The sequence below is a fragment of the Corynebacterium faecium genome (genome assembly GCF_027257105.1).
GTDB lineage: Bacteria > Actinomycetota > Actinomycetes > Mycobacteriales > Mycobacteriaceae > Corynebacterium > Corynebacterium lehmanniae.
The window spans coordinates 357,539-382,317 of the sequence record NZ_JAPYJX010000001.1; the positions used below are offsets into that span (position 1 = coordinate 357,539).

At 67.4% G+C, this 24,779-nt stretch carries 25 protein-coding genes; 6 read left to right on the top strand and 19 right to left on the bottom strand.

What is annotated here, in order from left to right; genetic code table 11:
• Positions 1–142: 142 nt before the first annotated feature.
• Genes O5O53_RS01850 through O5O53_RS01860 form a run of 3 tightly spaced genes read left to right on the top strand, consistent with a single transcriptional unit; the run spans position 143 to position 2,916 of the window.
• The gene (locus O5O53_RS01850) at positions 143–1,141 is read left to right on the top strand and encodes a substrate-binding domain-containing protein (protein ID WP_269508494.1); all 999 of its coding nucleotides are present in this window, start codon (positions 143–145) and stop codon (positions 1,139–1,141) included.
• The gene (locus O5O53_RS01855) at positions 1,138–2,154 is read left to right on the top strand and encodes an ABC transporter permease (RefSeq protein ID WP_269508496.1); all 1,017 of its coding nucleotides are present in this window, start codon (positions 1,138–1,140) and stop codon (positions 2,152–2,154) included. The genes O5O53_RS01850 and O5O53_RS01855 overlap by 4 nt, the downstream gene beginning before the upstream one ends.
• Positions 2,155–2,916, top strand: a complete 762-nt coding sequence (locus tag O5O53_RS01860; RefSeq protein ID WP_070475269.1) for an ATP-binding cassette domain-containing protein — start codon at positions 2,155–2,157, stop codon at positions 2,914–2,916. It abuts the gene before it with no gap.
• Between the two features lie 23 nt (positions 2,917–2,939).
• On the opposite strand, the gene O5O53_RS01865 is transcribed toward O5O53_RS01860, so the two are convergent.
• A complete protein-coding gene (locus tag O5O53_RS01865; RefSeq protein ID WP_269508498.1) occupies positions 2,940–3,251 on the bottom strand; it encodes a DUF4229 domain-containing protein in 312 nt (103 codons plus the stop codon).
• A 40-nt stretch (positions 3,252–3,291) separates the two neighbouring features.
• Between O5O53_RS01865 and O5O53_RS01870 the strand changes: the two genes are divergently transcribed.
• Positions 3,292–3,564 (top strand): hypothetical protein, encoded by a 273-nt coding sequence (locus tag O5O53_RS01870; protein ID WP_269508500.1) that lies wholly within the window; start codon positions 3,292–3,294, stop codon positions 3,562–3,564.
• 321 nt (positions 3,565–3,885) lie between these two features.
• Here O5O53_RS01870 and O5O53_RS01875 read toward each other — a convergent pair whose 3' ends face one another.
• Genes O5O53_RS01875 through hemL form a run of 8 tightly spaced genes read right to left on the bottom strand, consistent with a single transcriptional unit; the run spans position 3,886 to position 11,100 of the window.
• Positions 3,886–4,143: a helix-turn-helix domain-containing protein gene (locus tag O5O53_RS01875; protein ID WP_269508502.1), complete on the bottom strand. Its 258-nt coding sequence runs from the start codon at positions 4,141–4,143 to the stop codon at positions 3,886–3,888.
• The gene (gene galE, locus O5O53_RS01880) at positions 4,140–5,159 is read right to left on the bottom strand and encodes a UDP-glucose 4-epimerase GalE (protein WP_269508504.1); all 1,020 of its coding nucleotides are present in this window, start codon (positions 5,157–5,159) and stop codon (positions 4,140–4,142) included. The genes O5O53_RS01875 and galE overlap by 4 nt, the downstream gene beginning before the upstream one ends.
• Positions 5,159–6,136 (bottom strand): c-type cytochrome biogenesis protein CcsB, encoded by a 978-nt coding sequence (ccsB, locus tag O5O53_RS01885; protein WP_269508505.1) that lies wholly within the window; start codon positions 6,134–6,136, stop codon positions 5,159–5,161. Before ccsB ends, galE begins: the two co-directional genes overlap by 1 nt.
• A gap of 30 nt (positions 6,137–6,166) precedes the next feature.
• On the bottom strand, positions 6,167–7,816 hold the full coding sequence (gene resB / locus O5O53_RS01890) for a cytochrome c biogenesis protein ResB (protein ID WP_269508507.1): 1,650 nt from the start codon (positions 7,814–7,816) through the stop codon (positions 6,167–6,169).
• Positions 7,817–8,590, bottom strand: a complete 774-nt coding sequence (locus tag O5O53_RS01895) for a cytochrome c biogenesis CcdA family protein (RefSeq protein ID WP_269508509.1) — start codon at positions 8,588–8,590, stop codon at positions 7,817–7,819. It lies immediately after the preceding gene.
• A complete protein-coding gene (locus O5O53_RS01900) occupies positions 8,591–9,163 on the bottom strand; it encodes a TlpA family protein disulfide reductase (RefSeq protein WP_269508510.1) in 573 nt (190 codons plus the stop codon).
• A gap of 8 nt (positions 9,164–9,171) precedes the next feature.
• On the bottom strand, positions 9,172–9,774 hold the full coding sequence (locus tag O5O53_RS01905; protein ID WP_269508512.1) for a histidine phosphatase family protein: 603 nt from the start codon (positions 9,772–9,774) through the stop codon (positions 9,172–9,174).
• Positions 9,775–11,100, bottom strand: coding sequence for a glutamate-1-semialdehyde 2,1-aminomutase (hemL, locus tag O5O53_RS01910; RefSeq protein ID WP_269508513.1), 1,326 nt, complete (start codon positions 11,098–11,100; stop codon positions 9,775–9,777).
• Between the two features lie 20 nt (positions 11,101–11,120).
• Between hemL and O5O53_RS01915 the strand changes: the two genes are divergently transcribed.
• On the top strand, positions 11,121–11,957 hold the full coding sequence (locus tag O5O53_RS01915; protein WP_269508515.1) for an NAD(P)-dependent oxidoreductase: 837 nt from the start codon (positions 11,121–11,123) through the stop codon (positions 11,955–11,957).
• Between the two features lie 212 nt (positions 11,958–12,169).
• Here O5O53_RS01915 and O5O53_RS01920 read toward each other — a convergent pair whose 3' ends face one another.
• Positions 12,170–12,943: a DedA family protein gene (locus O5O53_RS01920; protein WP_239307398.1), complete on the bottom strand. Its 774-nt coding sequence runs from the start codon at positions 12,941–12,943 to the stop codon at positions 12,170–12,172.
• Between the two features lie 98 nt (positions 12,944–13,041).
• Between O5O53_RS01920 and O5O53_RS01925 the strand changes: the two genes are divergently transcribed.
• A complete protein-coding gene (locus tag O5O53_RS01925; protein ID WP_181889714.1) occupies positions 13,042–13,188 on the top strand; it encodes a hypothetical protein in 147 nt (48 codons plus the stop codon).
• Here the strand turns inward: O5O53_RS01925 and O5O53_RS01930 are convergent.
• From O5O53_RS01930 to O5O53_RS01970, 9 genes are all read right to left on the bottom strand, one after another.
• Positions 13,185–14,618, bottom strand: coding sequence for a protoporphyrinogen oxidase (locus tag O5O53_RS01930; protein WP_269508517.1), 1,434 nt, complete (start codon positions 14,616–14,618; stop codon positions 13,185–13,187). The two genes, O5O53_RS01925 and O5O53_RS01930, sit on opposite strands and share 4 nt — an antisense overlap.
• The gene (gene hemE, locus O5O53_RS01935) at positions 14,618–15,667 is read right to left on the bottom strand and encodes a uroporphyrinogen decarboxylase (RefSeq protein ID WP_269508519.1); all 1,050 of its coding nucleotides are present in this window, start codon (positions 15,665–15,667) and stop codon (positions 14,618–14,620) included. The genes O5O53_RS01930 and hemE overlap by 1 nt, the downstream gene beginning before the upstream one ends.
• An 11-nt stretch (positions 15,668–15,678) precedes the next feature.
• On the bottom strand, positions 15,679–18,285 hold the full coding sequence (locus tag O5O53_RS01940; RefSeq protein ID WP_269508521.1) for a heavy metal translocating P-type ATPase: 2,607 nt from the start codon (positions 18,283–18,285) through the stop codon (positions 15,679–15,681).
• Positions 18,282–18,803, bottom strand: a complete 522-nt coding sequence (locus O5O53_RS01945) for a hypothetical protein (protein WP_269508523.1) — start codon at positions 18,801–18,803, stop codon at positions 18,282–18,284. The genes O5O53_RS01940 and O5O53_RS01945 overlap by 4 nt, the downstream gene beginning before the upstream one ends.
• Positions 18,804–18,806: 3 nt before the next feature.
• Positions 18,807–19,412: a hypothetical protein gene (locus tag O5O53_RS01950; protein ID WP_269508524.1), complete on the bottom strand. Its 606-nt coding sequence runs from the start codon at positions 19,410–19,412 to the stop codon at positions 18,807–18,809.
• Positions 19,413–19,422: 10 nt separating this feature from the next.
• Positions 19,423–20,424: a porphobilinogen synthase gene (gene hemB, locus O5O53_RS01955; RefSeq protein WP_370642067.1), complete on the bottom strand. Its 1,002-nt coding sequence runs from the start codon at positions 20,422–20,424 to the stop codon at positions 19,423–19,425.
• Between the two features lie 48 nt (positions 20,425–20,472).
• The gene (locus O5O53_RS01960; RefSeq protein ID WP_269508527.1) at positions 20,473–22,209 is read right to left on the bottom strand and encodes a uroporphyrinogen-III synthase; all 1,737 of its coding nucleotides are present in this window, start codon (positions 22,207–22,209) and stop codon (positions 20,473–20,475) included.
• 352 nt (positions 22,210–22,561) lie between these two features.
• A complete protein-coding gene (hemC, locus tag O5O53_RS01965) occupies positions 22,562–23,443 on the bottom strand; it encodes a hydroxymethylbilane synthase (protein WP_269508530.1) in 882 nt (293 codons plus the stop codon).
• Positions 23,444–24,769 carry a glutamyl-tRNA reductase gene (locus tag O5O53_RS01970; protein ID WP_269508532.1) on the bottom strand — a complete coding sequence of 442 codons (1,326 nt, stop codon included), beginning with the start codon at positions 24,767–24,769 and terminating at the stop codon, positions 23,444–23,446.
• Between the last annotated feature and the right edge of the window lie 10 nt (positions 24,770–24,779).

Here is a 24,779-nt window from a genome sequence, read left to right on the forward strand (position 1 = left end):
GGCGGAACGCAGCTTCATGGAAGCGATGCCTGAGTACATGAGGCAGAGTTTACCCAGCGTGGCGGATCTCGGCCAATTAACGTCTCAGGTCAATACGTCTAGCCCGCTTGACGCACCGAATGCGGTGGTTCACACTTTGGCAATGAAGAAGGCACGGAAAACAGTGGCAGCCGCGCTACTGACGGTGGCGGCGGTGTTGGGCGGATGCTCGTCGACAGGCGGCGCCCCCCGCAACGAAAACGGCAGCGGCACGGCGGGCGGCGTGGACACCCCGCGGTACGTGGTGGCGATGGTCACCCACGGCGCGCCCGGCGACACCTACTGGGACCTCGTGCGCAAGGGCGCCGAGGACGCCGCGAAGAAAGACAACATCGAGCTGCGCTACTCCTCCGACCCGCAGGCGCCCAACCAGGCGAACCTCGTGCGCTCCGCGGTGGACGCGGGCGTGGACGGCATCGCTGTGACCATGCCGAATGCGGAGGCGATCGGCCCAGCGGCGCGCGACGCCGTGGACCACGGCATCCCCGTGGTCGGCCTGAACGCCGGCATGACCGCGTACCAGGACTACGGGTTGACCGGCTTCTTCGGCCAGGACGAGACCGTGGCCGGCCGCGCCGCCGGCGAGCGCCTCAAGGAGGAAGGCAAGAAGAAGGTGCTGTGCGTGATCCACGAGCAGGGCAACTCCTCGCAGGAGGCGCGCTGCGACGGTGTGCGCGACGGCCTCGGCGGCGACTCAAACGCGGTGGAGCTGCTGTACGTCAACGGCCAGGACCTCACCGCCGTGCAGTCCACCATCACCTCGAAGCTTTCCCAGGACCGCTCCTTCGACACCGTGTTCGCGCTGCAGGCGCCGGTGGCAATGCGCGCCGTGGAATCCGTGAACCAGTCGGGCGCGCAGGCGCAGGTGTCCACCTTCGACACCAACGCGGAGCTCGTTGGCGCCATCGCGGACGGGCGCGTGGCGTGGGCCGTGGACCAGCAGCCGTACCTGCAGGGCTACCTGGCGGTGGACTCGCTATGGATTGCAAAACGCAACGGCGGCACCCTCGGCGGCGGGCGCCCCGTCTACACGGGCCCGAGCTTCGTGGACGCTACCAACGTGGACAAGGTCGAAGAGGCCGCGAAAGCGGGCATGCGATGAGGGACGACCGTCTGAAAACCCGCACCGGGTTCGCGCGCCTGATCCGCCGCCCGGAGTTTGCCAGCCTCCTCGGCTTCATCGCCATCTTCGTCTTCTTCCTCTCCGTGGCGCCGGCGTTCCGCTCGTTTGAGGCGCTGGCCACCACGCTCTACGCCAGCTCCACCCTGGGCATTGTGGCGCTGGCGGTGGGCATGCTCATGATCGGCGGGGAGTTCGACCTCTCCTCAGGCGTGGCCGTGACCACAGCCGCGCTCGCCGCGACGATGCTCAACTACAACCTGCACCTAAACTCCTGGGTGGGCGCGTTCCTCGCGCTGGGGATCTCGCTGGCCATCGGCGCGCTCAACGGCTTTTTGGTCACGCGCACCGGCATCGACTCCTTCCTGATCACCCTGGCGGCCTTCCTCATGCTCCAGGGCCTGAACTTGGCGGTGACGAAGCTGGTCACCGGCCAGGTGGCCACCCCGACCATCGCAGACATGGAGGGCTTCCCGTCCGCCCACGCCGTGTTCGCCGGCAACTTCCACATCGGCAACGTGCGCGTCTCGGTCACCGTGCTGTGGTGGATCTTCTTCGTGGCCGTGGCGTCGTTCGTGTTGTTCCGCACCAAGCTCGGCGGCTGGATCACCGCGGTCGGCGGCAACGCCGAGGCCGCCCGCGCCGTGGGTGTGCCGGTGCGCCGCGTGAAGATTCTGCTGTTCATGGGCATCGGCTTCGCCGCGTGGTTTGTGGGCATGCACACCCTGTTCGCCTTCGACTCCATCCAGGCCGGCCAGGGCGTGGGCAACGAGTTCCTCTACATCATCGCCGCGGTCATCGGCGGCTGCGCCATGACGGGCGGGCGCGGCACCGCCGTGGGCACCGCCATCGGCGCGCTGATTTTCGGCATGACCAACCAGGGCATCGTCTACGCCGGTTGGAACCCGGACTGGTTCAAGTTCTTCCTCGGCGCGACACTGCTGGTGGCGGTGCTCGCGAACACCTCCTTCGCCAAATACACCAAGGGGCGCTAAGTGGCTGTCATCGAACTGGAAAACATCACCAAGTCCTACGGCAGCTTCGAGGCGCTTCGCGGCGTCAACCTCGCCGTGCGCGAGGGCGAAGTCACCTGCGTGCTCGGCGACAACGGCGCCGGCAAATCCACCCTGATCAAAATTCTGTCGGGCCTGCATCAACCCACTTCGGGCACCATGCTTATCGACGGCTCCGCCACCACCCTCACCTCCCCCCGCGACGCCATCAGCGCCGGCATCGCCACCGTCCACCAGACGCTGGCGATCGTCGACGAGCTCAGCGTATGGCGCAACTTCTTCCTCGGCCAGGAACTCACGGGCGCTTTCGGTGTGCTGCGCCAGGCGGAGATGAAACGGATCTGCTCCGAGCAGCTTCTAGAGATGGGCATCGACATCCCCGACGTGGACGTCGAAGCCGGCAACCTCTCCGGCGGCCAACGCCAGGTCATCGCCATCGCGCGTGCCGTCTACTTCGGCGCCCGCGTGCTCATCCTCGACGAGCCCACCGCGGCACTCGGCGTGAAACAGTCCGGGGCGGTGCTGCGCATGGTCGCCGCCGCCCGCGAGCGCGGCATCGCCGTCGTGCTAGTCACCCACAACCCCCACCACGCCTTCTTGGTCGGCGACCACTTCACCATTCTGAAGCTCGGCCACCAGGAGCTCGACGCGCCACGCTCCGAAGTCACCCTCGAAGAGCTGACCCACCAGATGGCCGGCGGGGGCGAGCTCGAGGCGCTGAGCCATGAGCTGCGGCGGGACTGACCTTTGGTGCGTCGATAAGCAAGCTAGCGATCGGCGAGCTCAGACTGGATCCAGTCCTTGCGCGCCCGGCGCTGGCGCTTCAGCTCCGCGACCGCCTCATTCGCCTCAATGCGGTGGCGCTTAAACAGCAGCATCGACAGCGGGAACGCCACAATCAGCGCCAACAGCGCCGACATGATCACCGGCACCGGCGCGCCGATGAGCACCGCGGCGAGCTGGATCACCACCGTCAGCGCGATGAACAAAAGCAGGCGGTCCAAGCCGTAGATGGCCACGGCCTTGTTCGCCCGGGACTTCGCCTCGGGGTCCACCTGCGGAGAACGTTGATCAGTCACGGTTGTTCACCCTATCCGGTGGCCAAGTATGTTTAAAACCATGGGAAGGTTGCTACTCCTCGCATTGGTTGTCTTGGCCGCCGTGCTGCTCTGGCGCGCGTTCGGCCCCGGCTCCGCCGAGCGCTACGGGTCGCTGCGCGGCGGTTCGCAGCCGCAGGTGGAGCAGAAACCCGTGATCAAGGGGCCTGACGACGACGAAGAGTTCCTCTGGAACATCGAAAAGAACCGGTTCAAGGAGCGCCGCGCGCGTGAAGAGGCGGAGCGCAAGCGCCGGGAGGAAGAAGAACGCCGCCAGCGCCGCGACGACAGCTAGATATTTGGGGCTAGGCGGACCCTATCCAGATTTGTTCACTAGCCCAGTGAACAAATTCGGGTTTCGGGCCCATTTCTCGGGGCGGCGGGCCACATTTCCCCAGGTCGCGACCCGGTCGCCCGAAATTTATTCACTCGCGACGAGCCTGAGAGTGAACAAATTTCGAAAAGGCGCCAGATTCCTGACAGATCACGGCAGCCGTTTGCGCCGACCTGGGGAAATAGGGCCTGCCTGACAGATTCCGCCGCGGAGTGTCAGCGGCGGGGCGGAACGCGGCCGGGAGTCCCAGGCGCGGCGGCCGGCGGCTGCCCGCGGAACCCCCTACGCCTCGGTGAACCCGACCTTCAGGCCGAGCTCGGCCGCCACGGCGATGACCTTCTCCCAGCGCACGCCGGCGCTGCCGTGCTCGATGGTGTGCAGCGTGGAGCGGGAGACCCCGGCGGCGTCGGCGACGTCCTGCTGGAGGCGGCCGGCGGCGCGGCGCCGGGAGGCGATCTGCTCCCCGAGGGCGATCAGCACCGGGTCGTCGCTTGCGGGTTTGCCCTGCTTGTTGCGGGGTTTGTGGTGGGCGTCGCTCATCGGCCGGCCTCCTTCAGGCCCTCTTCCTCGGCGAGCACTGCGGGCAGTTTCTCGGCCCAGGCGAGGGCGTCGCGGACGCCGTCGACAAGCGAGCGCTCCGCGGACCACCCCAGGACCGACCTCGCCTTGTCGGTGCGCGACGCGCTGCCGACCACGTCGCCGGGGCGGGCGGGGCCGGTGCGGACCTCGAGTGGCGTGCCGGTGGCTTCGCCGAACGCCTCGGCGAGCTCGAAGACGGTGGTGCCCTGGCCGGTGCCGAGGTTGATCACGTCGTAGCCTAAATCCCCCACCACGGAGTCGAAGCGCTGCAGCACCGCGACGTGCGCGCGGGCGAGGTCCCAGACGTGGATGTAGTCGCGCAGGCCAGAGCCGTCGCGGGTGGGCCAGTCCACGCCGGTGACGGTGAACGGCTCGCCGGCGGCGTGGGCCTCGATCATCTTGCCCATCGCGTGGGTGGGGTGCGGGTTCTGCAGGCCGGTGCGCAGCGCGGGGTCGGCGCCGATCGGGTTGAAGTAACGCAGGGCGACGACGCCTAAGTGGCCGGTGGCGGATTCGTCGCGAAGCACCCGCTCCAACAGCCACTTCGACGCCGCGTACGGGCTCTGGGGATCAACCGCGCTGGTTTCGTCTACCATGTAGTCCTCCCCCGGCTCGTACATCGATGCCGTCGACGACAGCACGAACCGGCGCACGCCGTGCCGCTCCAGCACCTGCAGCAGCGTGATGGCCTTGCCCACGTTGTTGTCGTAGTAGACCAGCGGCTGCTCCACGGACTCGGGCACGACGATCTTCGCGGCGCAGTGGATTACAGCGTCGATGTCCGGGTGGTCGCCGAACACCCGCTCCAACAACGCCTCGTCGGCGACGTCGCCCTCGTAGCAGGCGAAGCGCTGGCCGAAGACGCGCAGGCCGGTGGAGAAATCGTCCAGGATCACCGGGGTGATCCCGGCGTCCGCGCAGCACGACGCAATGGTGGACCCGATGTAGCCGGCACCGCCGGTGATCAGCACCTTCACTAGTTCAGCCCCGCGTAGGAGTGCAGGCCGGCGACGACGGTGTTGACGTAGGTCATGTTAAAGATCGTCATGGCCATGGCGAACACGTTGATCCAGGCGGCGGCGGTGGACTTCCAGCCGGCCGTCGCACGTGCGTGGAGGTAAGCGGCGTAGAGGATCCAGGTGACCATGGAGACGGTTTCCTTGGCGTCCCAGCCCCAGAAACGCCCCCAGGCCACCTCGGCCCAAATCGCGCCGAAGACGATGCCGATGCCGAACAGCGGCAGCGTCACCACCGCGGTCTTGTACGCGATCTGATCCAGCGTCTTCGCGTCCGGCAAGGGACGGGCGATCGCGCCGAGGACGCCGTGCTCCTCGCCGCGCGGCTGGCGCATGCGCAGCAGGTACAACAGCGCGAACGCGCCGGAGACCAGGCCCACGGACGCGCCGATGGACACCGTAGACACGTGCACTGGCATCCAGTAGGACTGCAGCGCGGGCACCACGGGCGCGGCCTGCATGTGGAACACCGTGGAGTTCAAGAACATCGCGATGACCATGGGGAACAGGAGCCACGGCCAGACGGTGTGCCAGTTCTTGCGCTGCACCACCACGGCGGCGACGACCATGATCACGGCGGTCATGAACAGGATGTACTCGTACAGGTTGCCCAGCGGGAACCGCCCGGCGGCGAGCCCGCGGGTGACAAACGCCACCAGGTGCAGCGCCACGCCGACCCAGACAAGCGCCTGGGTCATGCCGGCCCATTTGCGGGCGTTGGCGATCATGTCCTCGTCGGACTTTTGCTTCTCGACGACCTCCGGTCCCCCAGCGCCAACCAGCACCTTCTGCTCCGCCAGGGCCTCGCGGCGCGCCTCGATGACGCTGTTGACGCGGCCGTAGTAGATGAACGCCAGAATCAGCGCCACGATGTAGACGATGAATGCGGTGCGGAACGTCAGGTCAGACAGCTCCGCCATGGTTGTGTTGACGAGCATGCCCATAACCTACCCCACTAGCAGGCGTTATCAAAGGTCATAGGGGTTGAACTCCCCCTGCTCGCCCTCATCGTCGTCGGGGTCGAGCCCGAGGATGGCGGCGGCGATGTCGTCGAATTCACGGCCCCACCCGGCGCGGTCGGTGCGGGCGAGCCCGGCGATTTCGACGTGGGTGTGGCCCGAGGTACCCGGGCGAATTCTTACCCACACGCGGCGGCGCTTGATGGCCAACGAGCCGGCGAGCGCACCGAGCATGATCGCGGTGGAGACCAGCGCCCACACCTGCATCGGGTCGCGGGAGATCTGGTAGTTGGCGTACTCGGCGGCGCCGTCGAAACGCACGCGCACCTCGCCGTCGCCGGTGTCCACGGTGGCCTCGGAGCCGGGGGTGAGCTGGACGCGGGAGACCTTTTCCAGGCGCCCGTCGGCCACCAGGGACTGGTCCAGCACGAAGATGTTTTGCGGCCGGCCGGTGTCCAGGCCTGCGTCGCCGACGTAGACGTCCACGGACACTGCCGGGTCGTCCATGGAGGGGAACGCGGACTGCAGCTGGTCGCCGTTCGGCCCGGCCCAGCGGGCGGTGGGCGCGAAGTTGCCCTCGATGGCGATCTGGTGCTGGCGGCGCTCCGCCAGGTCCGGGTACATGCCGGCGGGCGGGTCGAAGCGCATCACGCCGGAGGACAGGAACGTGAACACGTCAGTGGGCCGAAACTGCATCATCTGCGTGCGGGTCTCCCCGTTCGGCCACGTGATGGTTACTTGCGGGGCGAAGCCGTGGCCCTGCAGGTAGACACGGTCGCCGCCCACGCGCAGCGGGTGGTTCACCGCCAGGCTCGTGGGCGTCCACTCCTCCTGCGGGACCGACAGGTCGTCGGTGTAGGTGATGTCGGAGGAGAACTCGTTGGCCTGCCCGTTATTCAGGTAGGTGGCCGAGAAGTTCTGGGATTCGAAGCAAAACGGGGTCAGGCCGGTGCCGTCGAAAAGCGGGCCTGCCCGGAAGACGTCGAAGTTGGCGGGCGAAGTGTTGCAGAACACCCGCGATTGCTCCACCGGCACCGCGGATTCGGCCTCGGAGTTGGTGACCACGATGACCTGGCCTTCGTAGAAGACCATGCGGCCGGCCACGAAGGTGAGGATCATGGCGACGATGCCGATGTGGAAAATCAGGTTCATCAGCTCGCGGGTGTAGCCGCGCTCCGCGGAAATCGAGAACGCCCCGGCGCGGTCCTCGTCCGGTTTGTAGGACGCCACGTGCCAGCGTTTCAGCTGCTTGCGCAACTGCTTCTCGACGTCCTCCGGCGCCCCCGCAACCTCCCCCTCCACGTGGTGCGGCATGCGCCCCAAGTACTTGGGCGCGCGCGTCGGCTTGGCCTTGTACGCGCGCCAGTGGTCGATGGAGCGCGGGATGATGCAGCCGACCAGGGAGATGGTCAGCAGCAGGATGATGGCGAGGAACCACGTAGACTGGAAGACGTCGAAAAGCTGCAGCTTGTCGTAGATCGGGCCGGTGGTGGGGTTGGCCTTGAGGTAGTCGTCCACCAGCGAGGACGACACGGTGCGCTGCGGCAGGAGCGCGCCCGGGATGGACGCGACCGCCAGCACGAACAGCAGCATCAGGGCGGTGCGCATGCTGGTGAGCCAGTGCCACGCCTTTTTCAGCCAAGTCAGTGCGGTGCGCATTTAGATGATCGTCCCTCCGAATCCGTCGACAAGCTGGCGGGTCCAGCCGATGAAGCCGTTCCACGCGCCGGTGACAAGCATCAGCCCGACGACGATCATGGCGACACCGCCGGCGATCTGGATGGCCCGCGAGTGCCGACGCAGCACGTCAATGCCGCGCACCGCGAACGAGGACCCCAGCGCCACCAAGAGGAACGGCAGGCCCAGGCCCAGGCAGTACGCGATAACCAGCAGCACGCCGCGCACCGCGGTGAAGCCCTGGGTGCCCACGGACACCGAGATGATCGACGCCAGGGTCGGACCCAGACACGGCGTCCAGCCGAGCGCGAACACCCCGCCGAGCAAAGGCGCACCAAGGATGGTGGTCCACTTCTTCGGCTGGAAGCGGGTGTCTTTCTGCAGGACGGGCACCGCACCCATGAACACCACGCCCATGAGGATGGTCACCACCCCGCCGATGCGCATCAGCGTGTCGGCGTTGAGCGCGATCGCGCGCACCGCGCCGAAAACGGTGACGGTGGCCAGCAGGAACACCACGGTGAAACCGGCGATGAACAATGCCGCCGCGCCCGCCACGGCCCAGTGCTTGCGGGACACGCGCGCGCCGTTTTCATCCAGCGTCATCTCCCCGCCGACCACGCCGGTCAAATACGAGATGTAGCCCGGCACCAGCGGGATCACGCACGGGGAGGCAAAGGACACCAGGCCGGCGACCGCCGCCGCAAGCAGGCCCAGCAGCAGCGGGCCGTCCGCCGCCAGTTCCGCGAACCCCACCTACGCCTCCTCGGCCAGGCGGTCGGTGAGCTCGATCAGCTCGTCCGCAGAAACGGCGCGCAAGAACACCGCCGCCGGGCGGTGCTGCTTGTCCAGCACGATGGTCGTCGGGATGACGGAGCTGGGCACGCCGCCCAACTGCGCCGCGGTCTTAAACGGCGGGTCGTAGATGGACGGGTAGGTCACGTGATTGTCCGCCAGGAAATCCCGCGCGATCTGCGGGTTCGGGTCGCGGACATTGATGCCCAGCACGGTGCCGTTTTCCTGTGCTTGGAGGTGTTCCTGCGTCTGCTGCAGGTCGTCCACCTCCGCGCGGCACGGCGCGCACCACTGGCCCCAAGCGTTGAGCACGACGATCTCGCCGTCGAAATCACTTAAGGCAATGGTCTGGTCTTCGTCGAGAAGCGACTCGCCCTCGAAGCCGGCCAGGGGCTTGCGTTCCGCCTCGTCGTAGAGGATTTCAGTCTGCCCGCCCGGCGAGTGGAACGCGAAGTTGCCGCCGTTGTCCGCGCCGGAGCAGGCAACCAGCAAAAGCGCGGCCGCGCAAAGCGGCGCGGCGAAAAGCTTGCGCATAGTACCTCTCAGATGTGCTGGGCTGGAGTGTTGTAGGCCCAGTCAACAACACTGTCGCCGTCAAACACAAGTGAAGTCACGCTGGCCAGGTCGCAGTTGCGGCTCGCGTGCGCCAGGCGCTTGCCCTGCACGTGGCGCTGCACGGTGACAATCGGCAGCTGGTGGCTGACCAGCACGGCCTCGTGGCCCTCGGCCTTGTCGCGGGCGTCCTCGACCGCGGACCACATGCGCTCGAAGATCTCCTGGTAGGGCTCGCCCCAGCTCGGCTCGAACGGATTAGTCATGTGCCGCCAGCGGATCGGGTTGATCAGCTGCGAGCGCCACCCCTTCGTGCGCAGGCCCTCAAAGGTGTTGCCCGCCTCCAGGATGTCCTCGCGCGTGTCCACCTCGCAGCCGGTGACCTCCGCGATCGGGCGGGCAGTTTCTTGCGCGCGCTCCAGCGGGCTCGCCGCAAGGTAGACCACATCGCGGCCGCGGAAAAACTTCGAGGTGGCCACGGCCATGGAGTTGCCGCGGGAAGACAGGTGGTAGCCCGGCATGCGCCCGTAGAGGATCTTCTTCGGGTTGTACACCTCGCCGTGGCGCACCAGGTGCACCGTCGTCCTGGTCATTTAGGCCTCCGCGGGTTTCGCCGCCGCGGCGGCCTTCGCGGCGGAGCGCAGCGCGTCCTCGATGCGGCCGAAGTCCTCGTCCGTCAGAGCGGTGGAGACGAACCAGGTCTCAAACGCGCTCGGCGGCGCGTACACGCCAGCGTCCAGCAGGGCGTGGAAGAACGGGGCGTAGCGGAACGTGTCGGCGGCCTGCATGTCGGCGAAGTTGTGGCCCTCGCCCTCCCCGAACCGGACGGAGAGCATGGTCGCCGCGCGTTGGATGTGGTGAGTGACGCCTTCGGCCGTGAGGGCGTCGTGAAGCAAACGCTCCAGCAGATCCGCGTTCTTGTTCAGCGTCGGGTAGATGTCCTCGGTGGCCAGCTCGAGCGAGGCCAGGCCGGACGCCATCGCCACCGGGTTACCGGACAGGGTGCCCGCCTGGTAGACGGGGCCGTTCGGCGCGAGGTGCTCCATGATGTCGCGGCGACCGCCGAATGCCGCGGCGGGCAGGCCGCCGGAGACGACCTTGCCGAAGGTGGTCAGGTCGCCCGCAACGTTGTCAACGCCGTACCAGCCGGCGTAGGAGGTGCGGAAACCGGTCATGACCTCGTCGAGGATCAGCAGCGCGCCGTTGAGATGCGCGAGCTCCTTGAGCTTGGCGTTGAAGTCGTTCTGCGGGGCGACGGTGCCCATGTTGCCCGCGGCCGCCTCGGCGATGACCGCCGCGATCTCGCCCTCGTTCTCGCGGAACGCGCGCTCCACGGCCTCAAAGTCGTTGTACGGCACCACGATGGTGTCCTGCGCCTGCGCGCCAGTCACGCCCGGGGAATCCGGCAGCGAGAACGTGGCGATGCCGGAGCCCGCGGACGCCAGCAGCGCGTCGACGTGGCCGTGGTAGCAGCCTTCGAACTTGAGGATCTTCGGCCGGCCCGTGAACCCGCGCGCCAGGCGGACGGCGGACATGGTGGCCTCCGTGCCGGAGTTGACCATGCGCACCTCCTCCACCGACGTGCGCTTCACAATGTGCTCCGCGATCTCGATCTCCGCCTCCGTGGGCGCGCCGAAGCTCAGGCCGTTGCGCAGGGCCTTCTCCACGGCCTCGACGATCTTCGGGTGGGCGTTGCCGTGCACCATCGGGCCCCAGGAGCACACCAGGTCCACGTACGAGTTGCCGTCCACGTCCACAAGCTTCGAGCCGTGCGCGCTCTGGATGAAGCGGGTTTGCCCGCCCACCGAGCCGAAGCCGCGCACCGGCGAGTTCACGCCGCCCGGGGTGGTTTTCTGCGCCCGCTCGAACAGTTCGTGCGAGCGCTGGGTGTTAGCTGAAGTCGGCTTTTCCGCAGTCATGGTTGTCTATCCTAGGCCATATGAAAATCGCGTTTTTAGGCCTCGGCCGCATGGGCACGGAGCTCGCGCTCAAGCTTGTCGACGACCACGAACTGACCGTATGGAACCGCACCGCCGAGAAGACCGAACCGTTGGTCTCGCGCGGGGCTACCGCCGCTTCGACCCCCGCGGAAGCCGTCGAGGGCGCCGAGCTGGTGATCACCTGCCTGTTCGGCCCCGACATCGTGCGCGAGGTGGTGATCGAGCCCGGACTGATCCCCGACGGCGCGACCTGGGCCGACGCCACCACCATCTCCCCCGCGGACGCCGCCGCCTTCGCCGACGCCGTGCCCGGCTACGTGCACACCCCGGTCGTCGGCTCGCTCCCGCCCGCGCGCGCCGGCAAGCTCGGTGTGTACGTAGGGGGCGCCGATGCTTATCGACGTTCTAAAGTCGCCGACGTCGTTGCCCCCTGGGCCGCCGCTAATCCTGAGCGCTTGAAGGAGGTGGACACTGCCGCCGGCGCCGCCGTGGGCAAACTGCTGGCCAACCTCGCCCTGGCCGTGACCATCGAAGGCTTCAAGGAAGCGCTGGTCCTGGGCGAATCCCAGGGGTTGACGGAAGAGCAGGTGGTGGACATGCTCGGCTCCACCGGCCTGGAGTTCATCGTGAACATGAAGTCGCCGTTCCTTTTGGGTGAGCGCTCTACTTCGCCCGGTGATTTCACCGCCGACGCCATCGCCAAGGACGCCCGCCTGATGCTCGCGTCCGCGGACAAGGACCTGCCCGCCGTCTCCGCCGCCCTGGCGTCGTTGGAGGCGCAACAGGACGCCGGCCACGGCGACGAGGACTTCTCCACCGTCGTGGTGAACCGATAGCGGGTTCCCGGGGCCGGCGGGCGGGGGCCCGACACTTCGCGGCGGAATCTGTCGGGCCCCCTAAACCCCCAGGTCGCCGCAGACGCCCGGCGGAATCTGTCAGGCCCCCTTCGGTCCAGCGACGCGAAAGTCGAGTCCGGGAGGTCGAGTCCGGGCCTAAAACAGGGCGAACTCGACCTCCGCCGCTCGACTTTCGGCGCCGCCCGGCCGCCCTACCGACCGGCCTCGATCTCGTTGCCCACGACCTCGGCGGCCGGCTTCTTCTTCCCCTGGTTGCGGAAGATGCCGTAGAACACCACCACCAGCAGCGCGATGGCGATCCAGTTGGCCACCTTGGCGTACTGTTCCAGCACCATCACGACCGGCTCACCGATCCACCAGCCCAGACCGAGGTAGAGGAAGGACCACAGCGTCTTGGAGATGAAGTCCAGGACCATGAACTTCCACAACGGCATCCCGGTCATACCCATGAGTACGAACACCACGAACGCGATTGGCAGCGGGATGGGCACGTAGGCGAGGAAGATGCCCAGCCAGCCCAGCTTGATAGCCCACTTCTCCACGCGCTCGATGTTTTTCGCGGCGCGCGGCGAGTTCGCTGCCTGCACGTCCAGGATCCCGCGGCCCCAGAGTTTGCCGGCCCACCAGTAGATCCAGTCGAACTTGATGTTCACGATCGAGCCGATGAGCAGGAACAACAGCCAGTGCGGCGCCTCCCCCACCGCGGCGAGCGCGCCGGTGGACGCGGCGCCGACGCGCGAGCCTGTCAGCGCCAGCATGATCGGCGGGTCCAGCCCCAATAGCCACGCCCGCAGCGGGATCATGGCCAGGCCGAAGATGCCGACGAAGCCGAACCAGCCCAGGCACCAATAGTCGGCTTTGGTGGGTTTGCCGTTCCATGGCAGGCCGTCTTCTTCCCACCATTCCTTCTCGGCAGGCTCAGCAGGCTCGGCAGCCCTCTCGCGTGGATGCGCGTGTTCTTCCATAGGTGATCAACCTAGTGCACATCCGCCCGCACCCCCTACCCAAGCGGAGAATGAGGTGCTAGGTTCTGCGTGCACGCGACTCAGAGAGGAGGCGCAACATGGAAACACCACAAAACGAATCCGACCGAGGCACACGCCCTGTCGATGCCGGCCGGCTCATCTACGAGCTTTCACGGGAATACGGCGGCTTCGACAACTTCGAGCTTCCAGAGCGCACTGGCAGCCGGGACCTCCCGCTGGTTTAGGGCTTTTGCTTTGCGACGGCAGCTGCCGCCACGGCCCTCGCATCGGCAATAACCGCCGGCACGCCGACCCCACCGGCCCACGCGCCGGTGAGGGAGATGTGGGAGGCCTTTGGTTCGTCGAGAAGCAGGCTGCGCACCTTGGACACGGTGGCGAGGTGGTTCTCGTCGAAGCGGGGCAGGCCGCCGAGCCAGCGTTGGACGTAGATTTCCTCGAGGCCGGCGGCGCGGCCGTCGAAGCCGGTGATGGTTTCGAGGTCGTCGAGGGCCCAGTCCACGAGGTCGTCCTCGGAGGCGGTGATGGCGACGTTGTCGCCGAAGCGGCCGAAGCTGGCGCGCACCAGTGCCCCGCCGCGCTCGGCGAGGTGCGGCCACTTGCGCGAGGAGAACGTGAACGCCTTCGCGTGGACGTCCTCGGCGCCGGTAGATACGAGGACGCCGGAGTTCTGCGGCAGGCCCTCGTCGGAGGCAAAGCGCATGCCCACCACCGCGGAGTTGGCCAGCTTCACGGTCTTCAGCGCCTCGGAGGCCTCGGGCGCGATCTCCTTGAGCAGCAGCGCCGCGGTGGGAGCGGGCACGGCGAGGATGACGTGGTCGTAGGCCTTGTCCTCGCCGCCCTTGAGGCGGTACTTCGGTTCCTCAGCCGAGCCCTCGAGGCTGATCGCCGAAATAAACGCGTCGATGTAGATGTCCGCGCCGGATTTCTCGGCGAGGGTTTCGTAGACCTCCTGGTAGCCGTCGCGGAACGTCTTGAACACCGCACCCTGGCCGGTGGGCATCTCGCGGCGGGAGCGCTCCAGGTTGGCCACGGCGGTGGACAGGTGCACTGGCCCGTCGGCGGCGAGGCGGTCGAACTCCTCCGCTAGCTGCGGGATGGTCGCGCGCACGCCGAGGTCGTCGGCGATGCAGGAGTACACACCGCCGAGCAGGGAGGAGACGATGTTGTCCACCACTTCGTCGCCGTAACGCTCGCGCACAAGCTTGCCGACGTTGACGTCGCCGCCGACTTCCCAGTCGAAGCCTTCGCGGTCGGCCTCGGTGTCGATGCGCTGCGCGGTGTCCTCGCTGACCAGGTGCTTGACAGTCTCGGAGGTGGACGGGATGCCCATCACCCCACCGGTGGGCAGCGCGCGCGCCTCGCCGTCGACCCACACCAATGAGCGCAGGCCAGACGGCTCCACCAGGGAGTCGGTGAGGCCGAGCTCGGTGAAGAATTCCACGGCGTCCTGGCGGCGCGCCATGAACGCCTCGGCGCCCATGTCGGTGGGGCCGGCCTCGAAGGCGACGGTGTGGAGCTTGCCGCCGAGGCGGTCGGTGGCCTCGTAGACGTCGACCTTCAAGTTGTCTACTGCCCCGGCTTCTGCACTGAGCGCGCGAAGTTCGTACGCGGCGGTCAGGCCCGCCAGTCCGGCGCCGATGATGGCGATGTTCATTAGCTCTCCTCGTGGATGATGCGCACGGCCTCGGTGATCGCGTCTGCGTCGGTGGTGGGCAGCACGCCGTGGCCGAGGTTGAAGATGTGTCCGGTGGCGTCGCCCGCTGCAATTGCGCGGGCGGCTTCCGCCTTGATGCGCGCGACCTCGCTGCGCACCACGTCAGTGCCAGCGAACAGCATGGCCGGGTCCAGGTTGCCCTGCAACACGCGCGGGGAGGCAAACCGGGTCGCGGCCGTATCCAGCGGCACGCGCCAGTCCACGCCCATGACTTCGCTGCCAGCCTCGGACATCGCGCCGAGCAGCTCGCCGGTGCTCACCCCGAAGTGGATGCGCGGGATCTCGCCTGCGACGGATTCGAGGATCTCCTCCGAGTACGGCAGGACGAATTCGCGGTAGTCGGCTTCGGTGAGGAAGCCCGCCCAGGAGTCGAACAGCTGCATCGCGTCGATGCCGGCCTCGACCTGCGTGCGCAGAAACGCGATGATCGTGGGCACCAGGCGGCGCATCAGCGCGTGCCAGGTTTCCGGCTCGGCGTGCATCATCGCCTTGGTCTTCTCGTGGTTTTTGCTCGGCCCGCCCTCGATGAGGTAGCTGGCCAGGGTAAACGGCGCGCCGACGAACCCGATCAGGGCTTGGGTGTCGTTCAGTTCGTCGAGGATGATGCTGATGCCATCGGACACGGCGGCGACTTCGTCGTCAAGCAAAGGCAGCTTCTCGACGTCACTCCGCGACCTCACCGCCTCCGCCATCACCGGGCCGCGGCCGGGCACGATCTCCACGTCCACACCCGCTGCCTTGAGCGGGACCACGATGTCGGAGAACAGGATCGCGGCGTCGACGTCGTGGCGGCGCACCGGCTGCAGCGTGATCTCCGCGAGAAGTTCCGGCATGAAGCACGAGTCCAGCATGGGGATGCCTTCGCGCACTTCGCGGTATTCGGGCAAGGAGCGGCCGGCCTGGCGCATGAACCACACCGGGGTGCGCGAGGGGGTGCGGCCACAGGCCGCCTCGAGCAGGGGTGCGTTGGCGAGATCGCGTCTGGTCATGGCACCCAAGCCTACCGGCGCAGACCCTGAACCCGGAACCGGCTGGCGCGGCGCGAGCTGTACTCCACGAGCAGGGAACTTCCCAGCATGAGCAGGGTTGCGCCCACCGGGGGCAGCACGCCTGCGGCGGCGAGGACGATGGCGGCCGCGTTGTAGATGCCGGCGAACCACAGGTTCCTGTCGGCGATGCGGTTGACGCGGCGGGCGTGCTCGATGGCTTGGGGCACGGCCATGACGTCGTTGCGCACGAGCACCACGTCGCTGACGTTGTTCCAACTCGGCGCCTTGGTGCTGTAGAGGTCCTCGCCGGCGTACAGGATGCCGGAGTCCGCCACGCGCAGCACCGGCAGCACGCTGGAATCGCCCACCATGGCCACAATGCCGCCCTGGGTGTGCAGTGCACGCACCGAGGCGGGTTTCTGGTCGGAGCGGATGCCCGCGAGCACCTGGGAGATGCCCAAAAAGTCGGCGAAGCGGCGCGCGACCGGATAGGTGTCGCGCGAGAGCATCACCGTTTCCACGCCCATGGATTCCAGGGTGTCCACCGCCTGGATAGCGTCTTCCTTGGCGGGATCGAAAAGTGTGATCACGCCGCGGTCCTTGCCGTCCCAGCGCACCACCACCGGGGTGCCGCCAGTGGTGGCGGCCACCAACAGCTTGCCATTGAGCTGGGACAGGTTGGTGGGCCTCCACAGGGAGGCGTCGAAAGTATGGGTGCGGGCGTTCTCCCCGGAGCCCCAGGTGGCGGTGAGGCGGCCGCCGAACTCGCCGTCGGGGGTGACTGTGTCGTCGCCGACCTCGATCCAATCCGGCAGGCGCGGGTCTCCGGAGCGGGCGTCGCGCACCTCGCGGGCCGCCTTCACAATGGCGCGCGAGGCCGGGTGGTCCGAATCCGCAGAAAGCACGCCGGCGATGCGCACCACCAGTTCGCTGCTTTCCCCGTCTGCGGCGGTGACCGTTTCCACGTGCATCTGCGGCAGCACCAGGGTGCCCACGCGGTTGAACACGGCGGTGTCCACCTTGGACAGGACTCTCAGAGCATTGCCGTCTCTCATCAGCACGCCGTTGCGAACGGCGGCCTCGATGCCCTGGCGGATCGCCAGCGCCGGCGAGATGGCAAGGCTAAACGGGGCAACCACCACCAGGATCGCCAAGGCTGTCGACGCCGCAGTGTTGACGTTTCCGGTAAACAGCAGCCACAGGCCGAAGTCCAGCACCGCAATCGCGTACGCGGCCGGGATGAGCATGCTGGCGGAGCGGGTGGAGACCATCGTGGCGGCGTTCTGGTGGCGCGAGGCCTCCTCCAGCCATCGCTGCACTGCGGTCAGAAACGTGGTGTGGCCGACGCGGATCGTGCGAACCTTGATGTCGCCTTCGCGCAGCACGGATCCCGCCACGACGCGCTTGCCCACCTTCAACTGTGGGCTGTCGTGGGTGTCCACCAGCTCCCAACCGATCGCGCCGGATCCGCCGACCACTTCCCCGTCGACGGGGATGACCTGGCCTGCGCGGACGCGGACGTCGTCGCCACGCATGATCTCCGTCGCTGGGAGCTGCTCGCAGCCGCCGCCCTTCTTGCGGTGAGTGACCTCGTAGGTCGACTCTGCGCCGGGGCGGCGCGCCTCCAACTCGTCCAACAGGTTGGTGCGCACCCGCATGGAAAAGAAGCGGCCGAGCAGCAGCAACGTCGTCACCGTGCAGGAGACTTCCAGGTAGAGCTCCGGGCCGCGGCCGATCTCCAACGGCACCCAGGTGCCGCTGGATTGGTAACCGATGCGCCCGGCCTGGGTAAACAACAGCATGGCGAAGGACCACAGGTAGGACGCCAAAATGGCGATGGAACTCGCACCGTCCAGCGCGGAGAGCCCGCGGCGCACACCCCCGGCCATCGCGCGGTGGAACGGGGAGGCGCACCACAACGCCACCGGGGTGGTCAGCGCGAACGCCACCCACTGCCAGCCCGGGAACCCGAGGGCAGGCACGTAGGTCAGCAGCAGCACCGGAATGGTCAGCACCACCGCCAGCCACAGCCTGCCCGGGGTGACCAGGTCGCGGGCGGTAAACAGCACGTCGCCGCTGCGGCGCTCCGCGCGGGTTTTGTTCTGCACGAACCCCTGGGCGCGGGCCAAAAGGTGCGCCGCTTCTTCTTTCCGGTGGTGTTTGGCGCGCCGCGGCATGGGGTGTTCCGTCCAGTAGCGGCCGTGGGCGCGGCGCTGCAGGGTGGAGTCTGTGACCACGGCGGTCACGCCGAACTCTTCGATGGTCTTGATCAGCTGCGGCAACGGCATGGTCGCCGGTGCGGTCACCCACGCCATGCGGGTGGGGTACACCAGGCGGGCGGAAACCCCTTCCAGGGATTCGAGGGCGTCTTCGATTTCCGTCAGCTGCGGGCCGTCTTCCACCCCGTGCAGTTCGAAGGCGTAGGAGGCGTTGGGGCGCACGAGCTCGCCGTCCAGGTCGCGCCTGGCGGTGGCCGGGTCGACGCCGGCTTCGCGGGCCGCGTCGCGGGCGGCCTCGATGTATTCGTCGAGCTCTTCGCCGCTCAGCTGATCCAGCTTGGCGCCTTCGCGCCCGGTGGTGCTGAGTTTTTCCAGGTCCTCGCCTTCGTACTTGCTCATTCCACCCCTTCCCAGACGTCGCCGCTGCGCTTATCCATAAACGCGTTGGCGGCCGGGCGGAACACGAAAAACAGGGCGAAGACGAGAACGACAACCACGACGACGGACGCCAGCCCCGCCACGCCGACGACGAAGCTGGCCAGCTGCAAAAACACCGCCAGGCCGATGAACCCGGCCAGCCAGCGCCGCGCAACTTTCGAACCTTTTGGCAAGTAGGCGCAGCACGACGTAATGAGGGAGCCGAGAATGATGCTGCCCCAGGTGAAAACCCGCTGGTTCCGTGCGAAAGTGTCGTAGAGCTCCTCGTCGGCCCCCTCAATCATCCACGTATCCGGCAGCCGGTCCGGCACCCCGTTGGCCATGGTCAAAAACGCGATGACGAACATCAGCACCGCCGCGATCAGGCACAGGTAGTAGCCGATTTTCAGCGGCTTCGGCCAATCCGGGCCGACCTCGCCGGTAAAGCGCCGGTTCCTGTCATTCGGGTCCGACACCATGGTCGGGAACATCCCTGCCACCGCTTAGCTCTCCTTCTTCTCCGGCGCTCCCGCCGCATCAGCACTACCACCGGACTTGTCCTTGGGCGGCTTGGTCCACGCCACGGAATCCTTGTCAACTGAATAGATGATGCCCAGGATGCCCGCAACACCAAGAATGATCTGGATGACGCCGTCTATGCCGAACATGGCCGTCGGCACCGCGGTGGAGGCCGGCACCATCATGAACAGCGTGACCATGCGCAGGGCGAAGAAGACGGAGAAGATCTGCAGCAGCCTGCGGGCGTTTTCCGCCCATTTCGCCTGTTTTTGTACCGCGCGCAGCGCGAAGACGAACAGCAGGATCACGCCGAGCTGCAGCAGCGCCATGATGAAGATCGAGCCATACACGCTGGCGTTCATCAGCGCCTCGGAGACCTCGCCGTCGCCGTTGGTGGCGCGCTCCTTGGCCACCTCGCGCAGCGCGGACGGGTCGATCACGCTCGCCGCCACGGCGAAGATCTGGTGCAGTAGTTCCCCGCCGATCATCACGGTCCAGGCCGCGAGCATGTAGCGCACAGCTTCGGGCATGGAGCCCTTGTGCTTCTCGACGGCCTCCGGTCCCACCCGGCTCGGTGATCCCGGATTCATTGGGGGCAAGCTAACCATTGAGCCTCTTTGCTGCCTCGATGGCGTAGTAGGTGAAAATTTGGTCTGCCCCGGCGCGCTTGATGGACATCAGTGCTTCCATCATCGTCTCCTCGTAGTCGATCCAGCCGTTCTGACCGGCCGCGTTGAGCATGGCGTACTCGCCGGAGACTTGGTAGGCGGCCACCGGCACCGGGGACATCTCCGCGATCTTGGCCAGCACGTCCAGGTACGGCAGCGCGGGCTTGACCATGACAAAGTCCGCGCCTTCGGCGATGTCCAGCTCCGTTTCCAAAAGCGACTCGCGCACGTTCGCCGGGTCTTGCTGGTAGGTGCGGCGGTCGCCCTTCAGCGAGGAGCCGACCGCGTCGCGGAACGGCCCGAAGAACTTGGAGGCGTACTTCGCGGAGTAGGCCATGATGGCGACGTCGGCGAAACCCGCGCGATCAAGCGCCCTGCGAATTTGCTCGATCTGGCCGTCCATCATGCCGGACGGGCTGACAATGTGCGCGCCCGCGCGCGCCTGAGCCACCGCCATGTCGCAGTAGATCTCCACGGTGGGGTCGTTGTCCACCACTTCCCTGCCGTGCGCGTCGGTGGTGAGCACGCCGCAGTGGCCGTGGTCCGTGAACTCGTCCAGGCAGGTGTCCGCCATGATGATCAGCTCGTCGCCGAACTCCTTGCGCAGCAGCGCAATCGCGCGGTTAAGCACGCCGTCTTCGGCAACGGCGACGGAGCCGGTGGCGTCCTTGTCCTCCTCGCGCGGCACGCCGAACAGGTCCACACACTTCACTCCGGCGTCGAGCGCCTCGCGGCAGATCTCTACCAGCGATTCCGGGGTGTGCTGGTACACGCCCGGCATCGACGGGATCTCGCGCGGAGCGTCGATGCCGTCGGCGATGAACAGCGGGAGGATGAAGTCGGCCGGGTGCAGGCGCGTCTCCGTGACAAACTCACGGAGAGCGGGGGTTTGTCGCAAGCGGCGGGGGCGTCGAATCAAGTCGTAATCAGCCATGCGCCACATCTTAGAACGCGCACCCGACACGACCCAGCCGGCGCGTTTCTAGCCGGCTGCGGCCGCGGTGTCCCCGCCGGCGCTCTTCTCAGCCTTCGCTGCCTTCCGACGCTTCTTGCGCGGCGGCGGCAACTGCCCCGACGCGCGCAGCCCTGCCACGTGGTCGGCCAGGGCGTCGACGAGGTTGGGGATGTCGGCGACCTCCGGGACGACGTCGACACGCAAGCCTTGCTCCCGCGCCTCCGCCTCGGTGACCGGGCCGATGCAGGCGATGATCGTGCGCGAGTGCGGCTTGCCCGCAATACCCACGAGGTTCTTCACCGTCGACGGGGACGTGAAGCACACGGCGTCGAAGCCGCCGGTCTTGATCATGTCGCGCGTCTCCGGCGGCGGCGGGGCGGCGCGCACGGTGCGGTAGGCGACCACGTCGTCGACCTCCCAGCCCTTCTCCTGCAGGCCGTCCACCAGCACGTCGGAGCCGAGGTCCGCGCGCGGCAGCAGCACGCGCGAAACCGGGTCGATGTCCTCAACGTACTCCGGGAACGCCTCCGCCAGACCGGCCGCGTTCTGCTTCGTGCGGTGCGGCACAAGCTCCGGCTGCATGCCGCGGGCGATCAGCGCGTCGGCGGTCTTCTGCCCCACCGCGCCCAGGTGCACGCCGGCGAACGAGCGGGCGTCCAGGCCCAGCTCCTCAAACTTCGACCACACGGCATCGACGGCATTGACCGAGGTGAACAGGATCCACTGGTAGCGGCCCTCCACGATGCCCTTGATCGCGCGGTCCATCTGCGCCGGGTTGCGCGGCGGTTCCAGCGAAATCGTGGGCACGGACTGCGGGATCGCGCCGTGCTGCGACAGGCGGGCATTCATCACTCCTGCCTGCGACTTCGCGCGCGGCACGAGTACACGCCAGCCGTAGAGCGGGCGGTTTTCCCACCACGAGTACTTCGAGCGGTCGTCCGCCGCGGTGCCGAGGGTGACCACCAGCGGGCCCTCCAGATCGGCGTCGAGCTTGCCCACGGTGCCCAGCGTCGCGTCGAACGTGCGCTGCAGGCGGGTGGTGCCGCGCGTGGTCACCGTCACCGGGGTGGACGCCTGGAAGCCTCGCTGCGTGAGCTGCTCCACCATCTCCGCCAGGTGCTCCTGGTTCGCCTGGAACACCAGCGGCTGCGGAGCGGATGCGAGCTGGTCCCAGTCCACGCCGCCGTTGTTGAGGTCGGCCTCCGTGTACGTCGAGCCCAGCGCGATTCCGGCGAACGACGGCACAGTCGACGGCAGCGACATCCCCGGCACCACCTGGAACTCCATGCCCTCGGCGGCCACCGCGGAGATCTCCTCCATCACTGAGTCGCGCGTCAGCGGGTTGCCGCATACCAGGCGGATGACGTCGCCGTCGCCGGCTTCGCCGCGCTCCACCGCTTCCGCGGCGTCGTTAAGCGCGAGCTTCAGCTTCTCGACGATCACTCCGCCGTCCAGCCCAACCTCCTGCAACTCCGCAGCAGTCGGGTCCTCTGGGCGGGGCGGCTTGCGCCGCGCGCCAGCCTCTTTCGCCTCCGCGCACATTTTCTCGTAGCGCTCGTTGGCCGCGTCCATCTTGGCTTTCGGCACTGGCAGCGCCGCCGCGACGACACTTCGGACCCCCGCTGACACCTCAGGGTCCACGAGGGCGATAGAATTGGATTCCATTACTTCGCGAGCGCGAACCGTGAGCAATTCAGGGTTACCCGGTCCAGCACCAACGAAGATCACCTTCCCCGGCTGGGGGGTGTGAGTGGGCTCTGTCATGGAGAAATCTCTTCTAGGCACAAATAAACCGCCCCCGCGCGGCTGGGTTCGCGGTGTTGATCGGCCTCACAACGGCCCACCGACCCGATTGCGCGGAGGGTATTGAACGTATGGTATCTCCACCATAAAATGCTTCAGCCCGAGAACAAAACCAGCGCTGTATTCCGCTCCGTCCGCACCGCCCGGAGCCTCAACCCCCGGATCGTCTAGCAGCGCAGTAACTCTGCTAGACGATCTCGCCGCTGCCGAGAAGCATTTCCAATATCACCTGGGGAAATGCCTCGCGCGCAGGCGGATCGTCTAGCAGCACGAGCGAGACTGCTAGACGATCCGCAAAGCTGCCGCTCCAGCGCTACTCCATCAGGTCGGCGGCGCCGCGCTCCAGCAGCACCTCGGCGACCTTGCGGCCCAGCTCGGCCGGGTCTGCCCCCTGGGCTTCCTCCACCAGCTGGCGGGAGCCGTCCAGGGCGAACACGCCGGCACGCAGGGTCACGCCCGAGCCGTCGAACACCGCCGAGGCGGCGACCGGCGCGGTGCAACCCGCCTCCAAACGGGCCAGCACGGCGCGCTCGGCGGTGGATTCGGCGGTGGCGGAGGCGTCGATAAGTGTGTCAATCGCCTCGCGCGCCACGGCGTCGTCGAAGCGGCACTCCACGGCCAGCGCGCCCTGGGCGGGAGCCGGCATGAACACCTCGGGCGAGAAGACTTCGGTGGCGCGGTCGCCGTATCCGCCGCGCACGAGGCCTGCGTAGGCCAGGATGATCGCGTCCAGCTCGCCGTCTTCCACATACGACATGCGGCGCTCAATGTTGCCGCGTAGCGGGCGGATGTCCAGGTCGGGGCGCACGGCCTTGAGCTGGGAGACGCGGCGTGGCGCGGAGGTGCCCACGCGCGCGCCTTCGGGCAGCTCGGCCAGGGTCAGGCCGTCGCGGGCGATGAGTGCTTCGCGGCTGTCCTCGCGCACGGGGATGATCATGTGGGCGCGCGGCTCGTCGGCAGTGGGCAGGTCCTTGAACGAGTGGACGGCGATGTCGACCTCGCCGTTAAACAGTGCGTCGCGCAGCGCGGAGGTGAACACGCCGACGCCGATGCGCTCCACGGGCGCTTGGGACAAGTCGCCCGGGGTGGTCACGATCTGCAGTTCGGCCGCGTGACCGTGCTCGCCCAGCGCGTCGCGGACGTGCCCGGTCTGGGTGGTGGCCAGGTGGGATCCGCGTGTGCCAATTTTGAACATCTACTTCTCCTTGCCGTGCAGTTCCTCGGGCAGCGGCAGCTTCTGCGCGTCCACCGCCACGGAGGGGCTTTCCAGCCCGAACAATTCAGTGACCGCCTCTTCCACGCTCACCGTCTCCGCCGTCGCCGCCAGCTCTTTGATCTTCACTGTCGGCGCGTGCAAAAGCTTATCGACGACACGCTTGACCATGCGGCTGACCTGATCAAAGTCGTCCTCGGACATCTTCGGCAGACGGGTGCGCAGGCGCTGCAGCTCCTGGCCGGAAATCTCCGCGGCGTTGCGGCGCAACCGCGTCACCGCCGGGGCGACCTCGCGCACGCGCTGCTCCGAGCCGAACGTGTCCACCTCTTCGGCCACGATCTCCTCGGCGCGGCGCAGCGCCCGGGAGTCCTCGTTGTCGCTGCCGCGCATCTTCTCGTGCAGGGACTCGATGTTGACCAGGTGCACGCCGTCGATGTCCGCCACAGCGTCGTCGATGTCGCGCGGCAGCGACAAATCCGCCAGCACCAGCGGGCCGGGGACGTCGGCCGGGGTGATGGTGAACTCGTCGGAGGCGGTGGCGGAGACCACCAGGTCCACGCGGTCCAGCACCGAGGCGCGGTCGGCGAAGTCCACCACCTCGGCGGGCACGCCGGCCTCGCGGGAGTGCTCGGCGAGGCGCTCCGCGCGGTCGCGGGTGCGGTTGGCCAGCACCAGCTTGTCAATGCCCTTCTTGCCCAGATGCGTTGCGGCCAGCGAGCTCATCGCGCCGGCGCCTAGGACGAGTGCGGTTTTGCCCCGGAGGTCGTCGACAAGCATTCGCTCCATCGCCTCCTCGAGCGCGACGGTGACCATGGACGCGCCCGAATCGTCGATGCCCGTCTCGGAGTGGACGCGCTTGCCGGTGTGCAGCGCCGCCTGGGCCAGCGAGTGCAGGCTCGGGCCCACGGTGCCGCGCTCCACGGCGTCGACGTAGGCGGAACGCACCTGGCCGATGATCTGCTGCTCGCCCACCACCATCGAGTCCAGGCCGGACGCCACCGTGAAAATGTGCTCCGCGGCCGCGTCCGAGTAGCGCACGTAGAGATAACGGCGCAGTTCAGCCGCGTCGACCCCGGAGACGTCCGCAAGCACCCGCAGCACATCCTCCACCCCGGCGTGGAACGCGTTGGTGACGGTGTAGACCTCCAGGCGGTTGCACGTGGAGATAATCATCGCCTCAGACAGCGACGGCTGCTTCACCAGCGCGCCCGTCGCCCCGTTCTGGACCTCCGCGTCCATGCTGAGCCGCTCCAGCAGGGCCACAGGCGCCGACCTGTGCGACATCCCCACAAGCAGAACACTCACGCAAAACCCT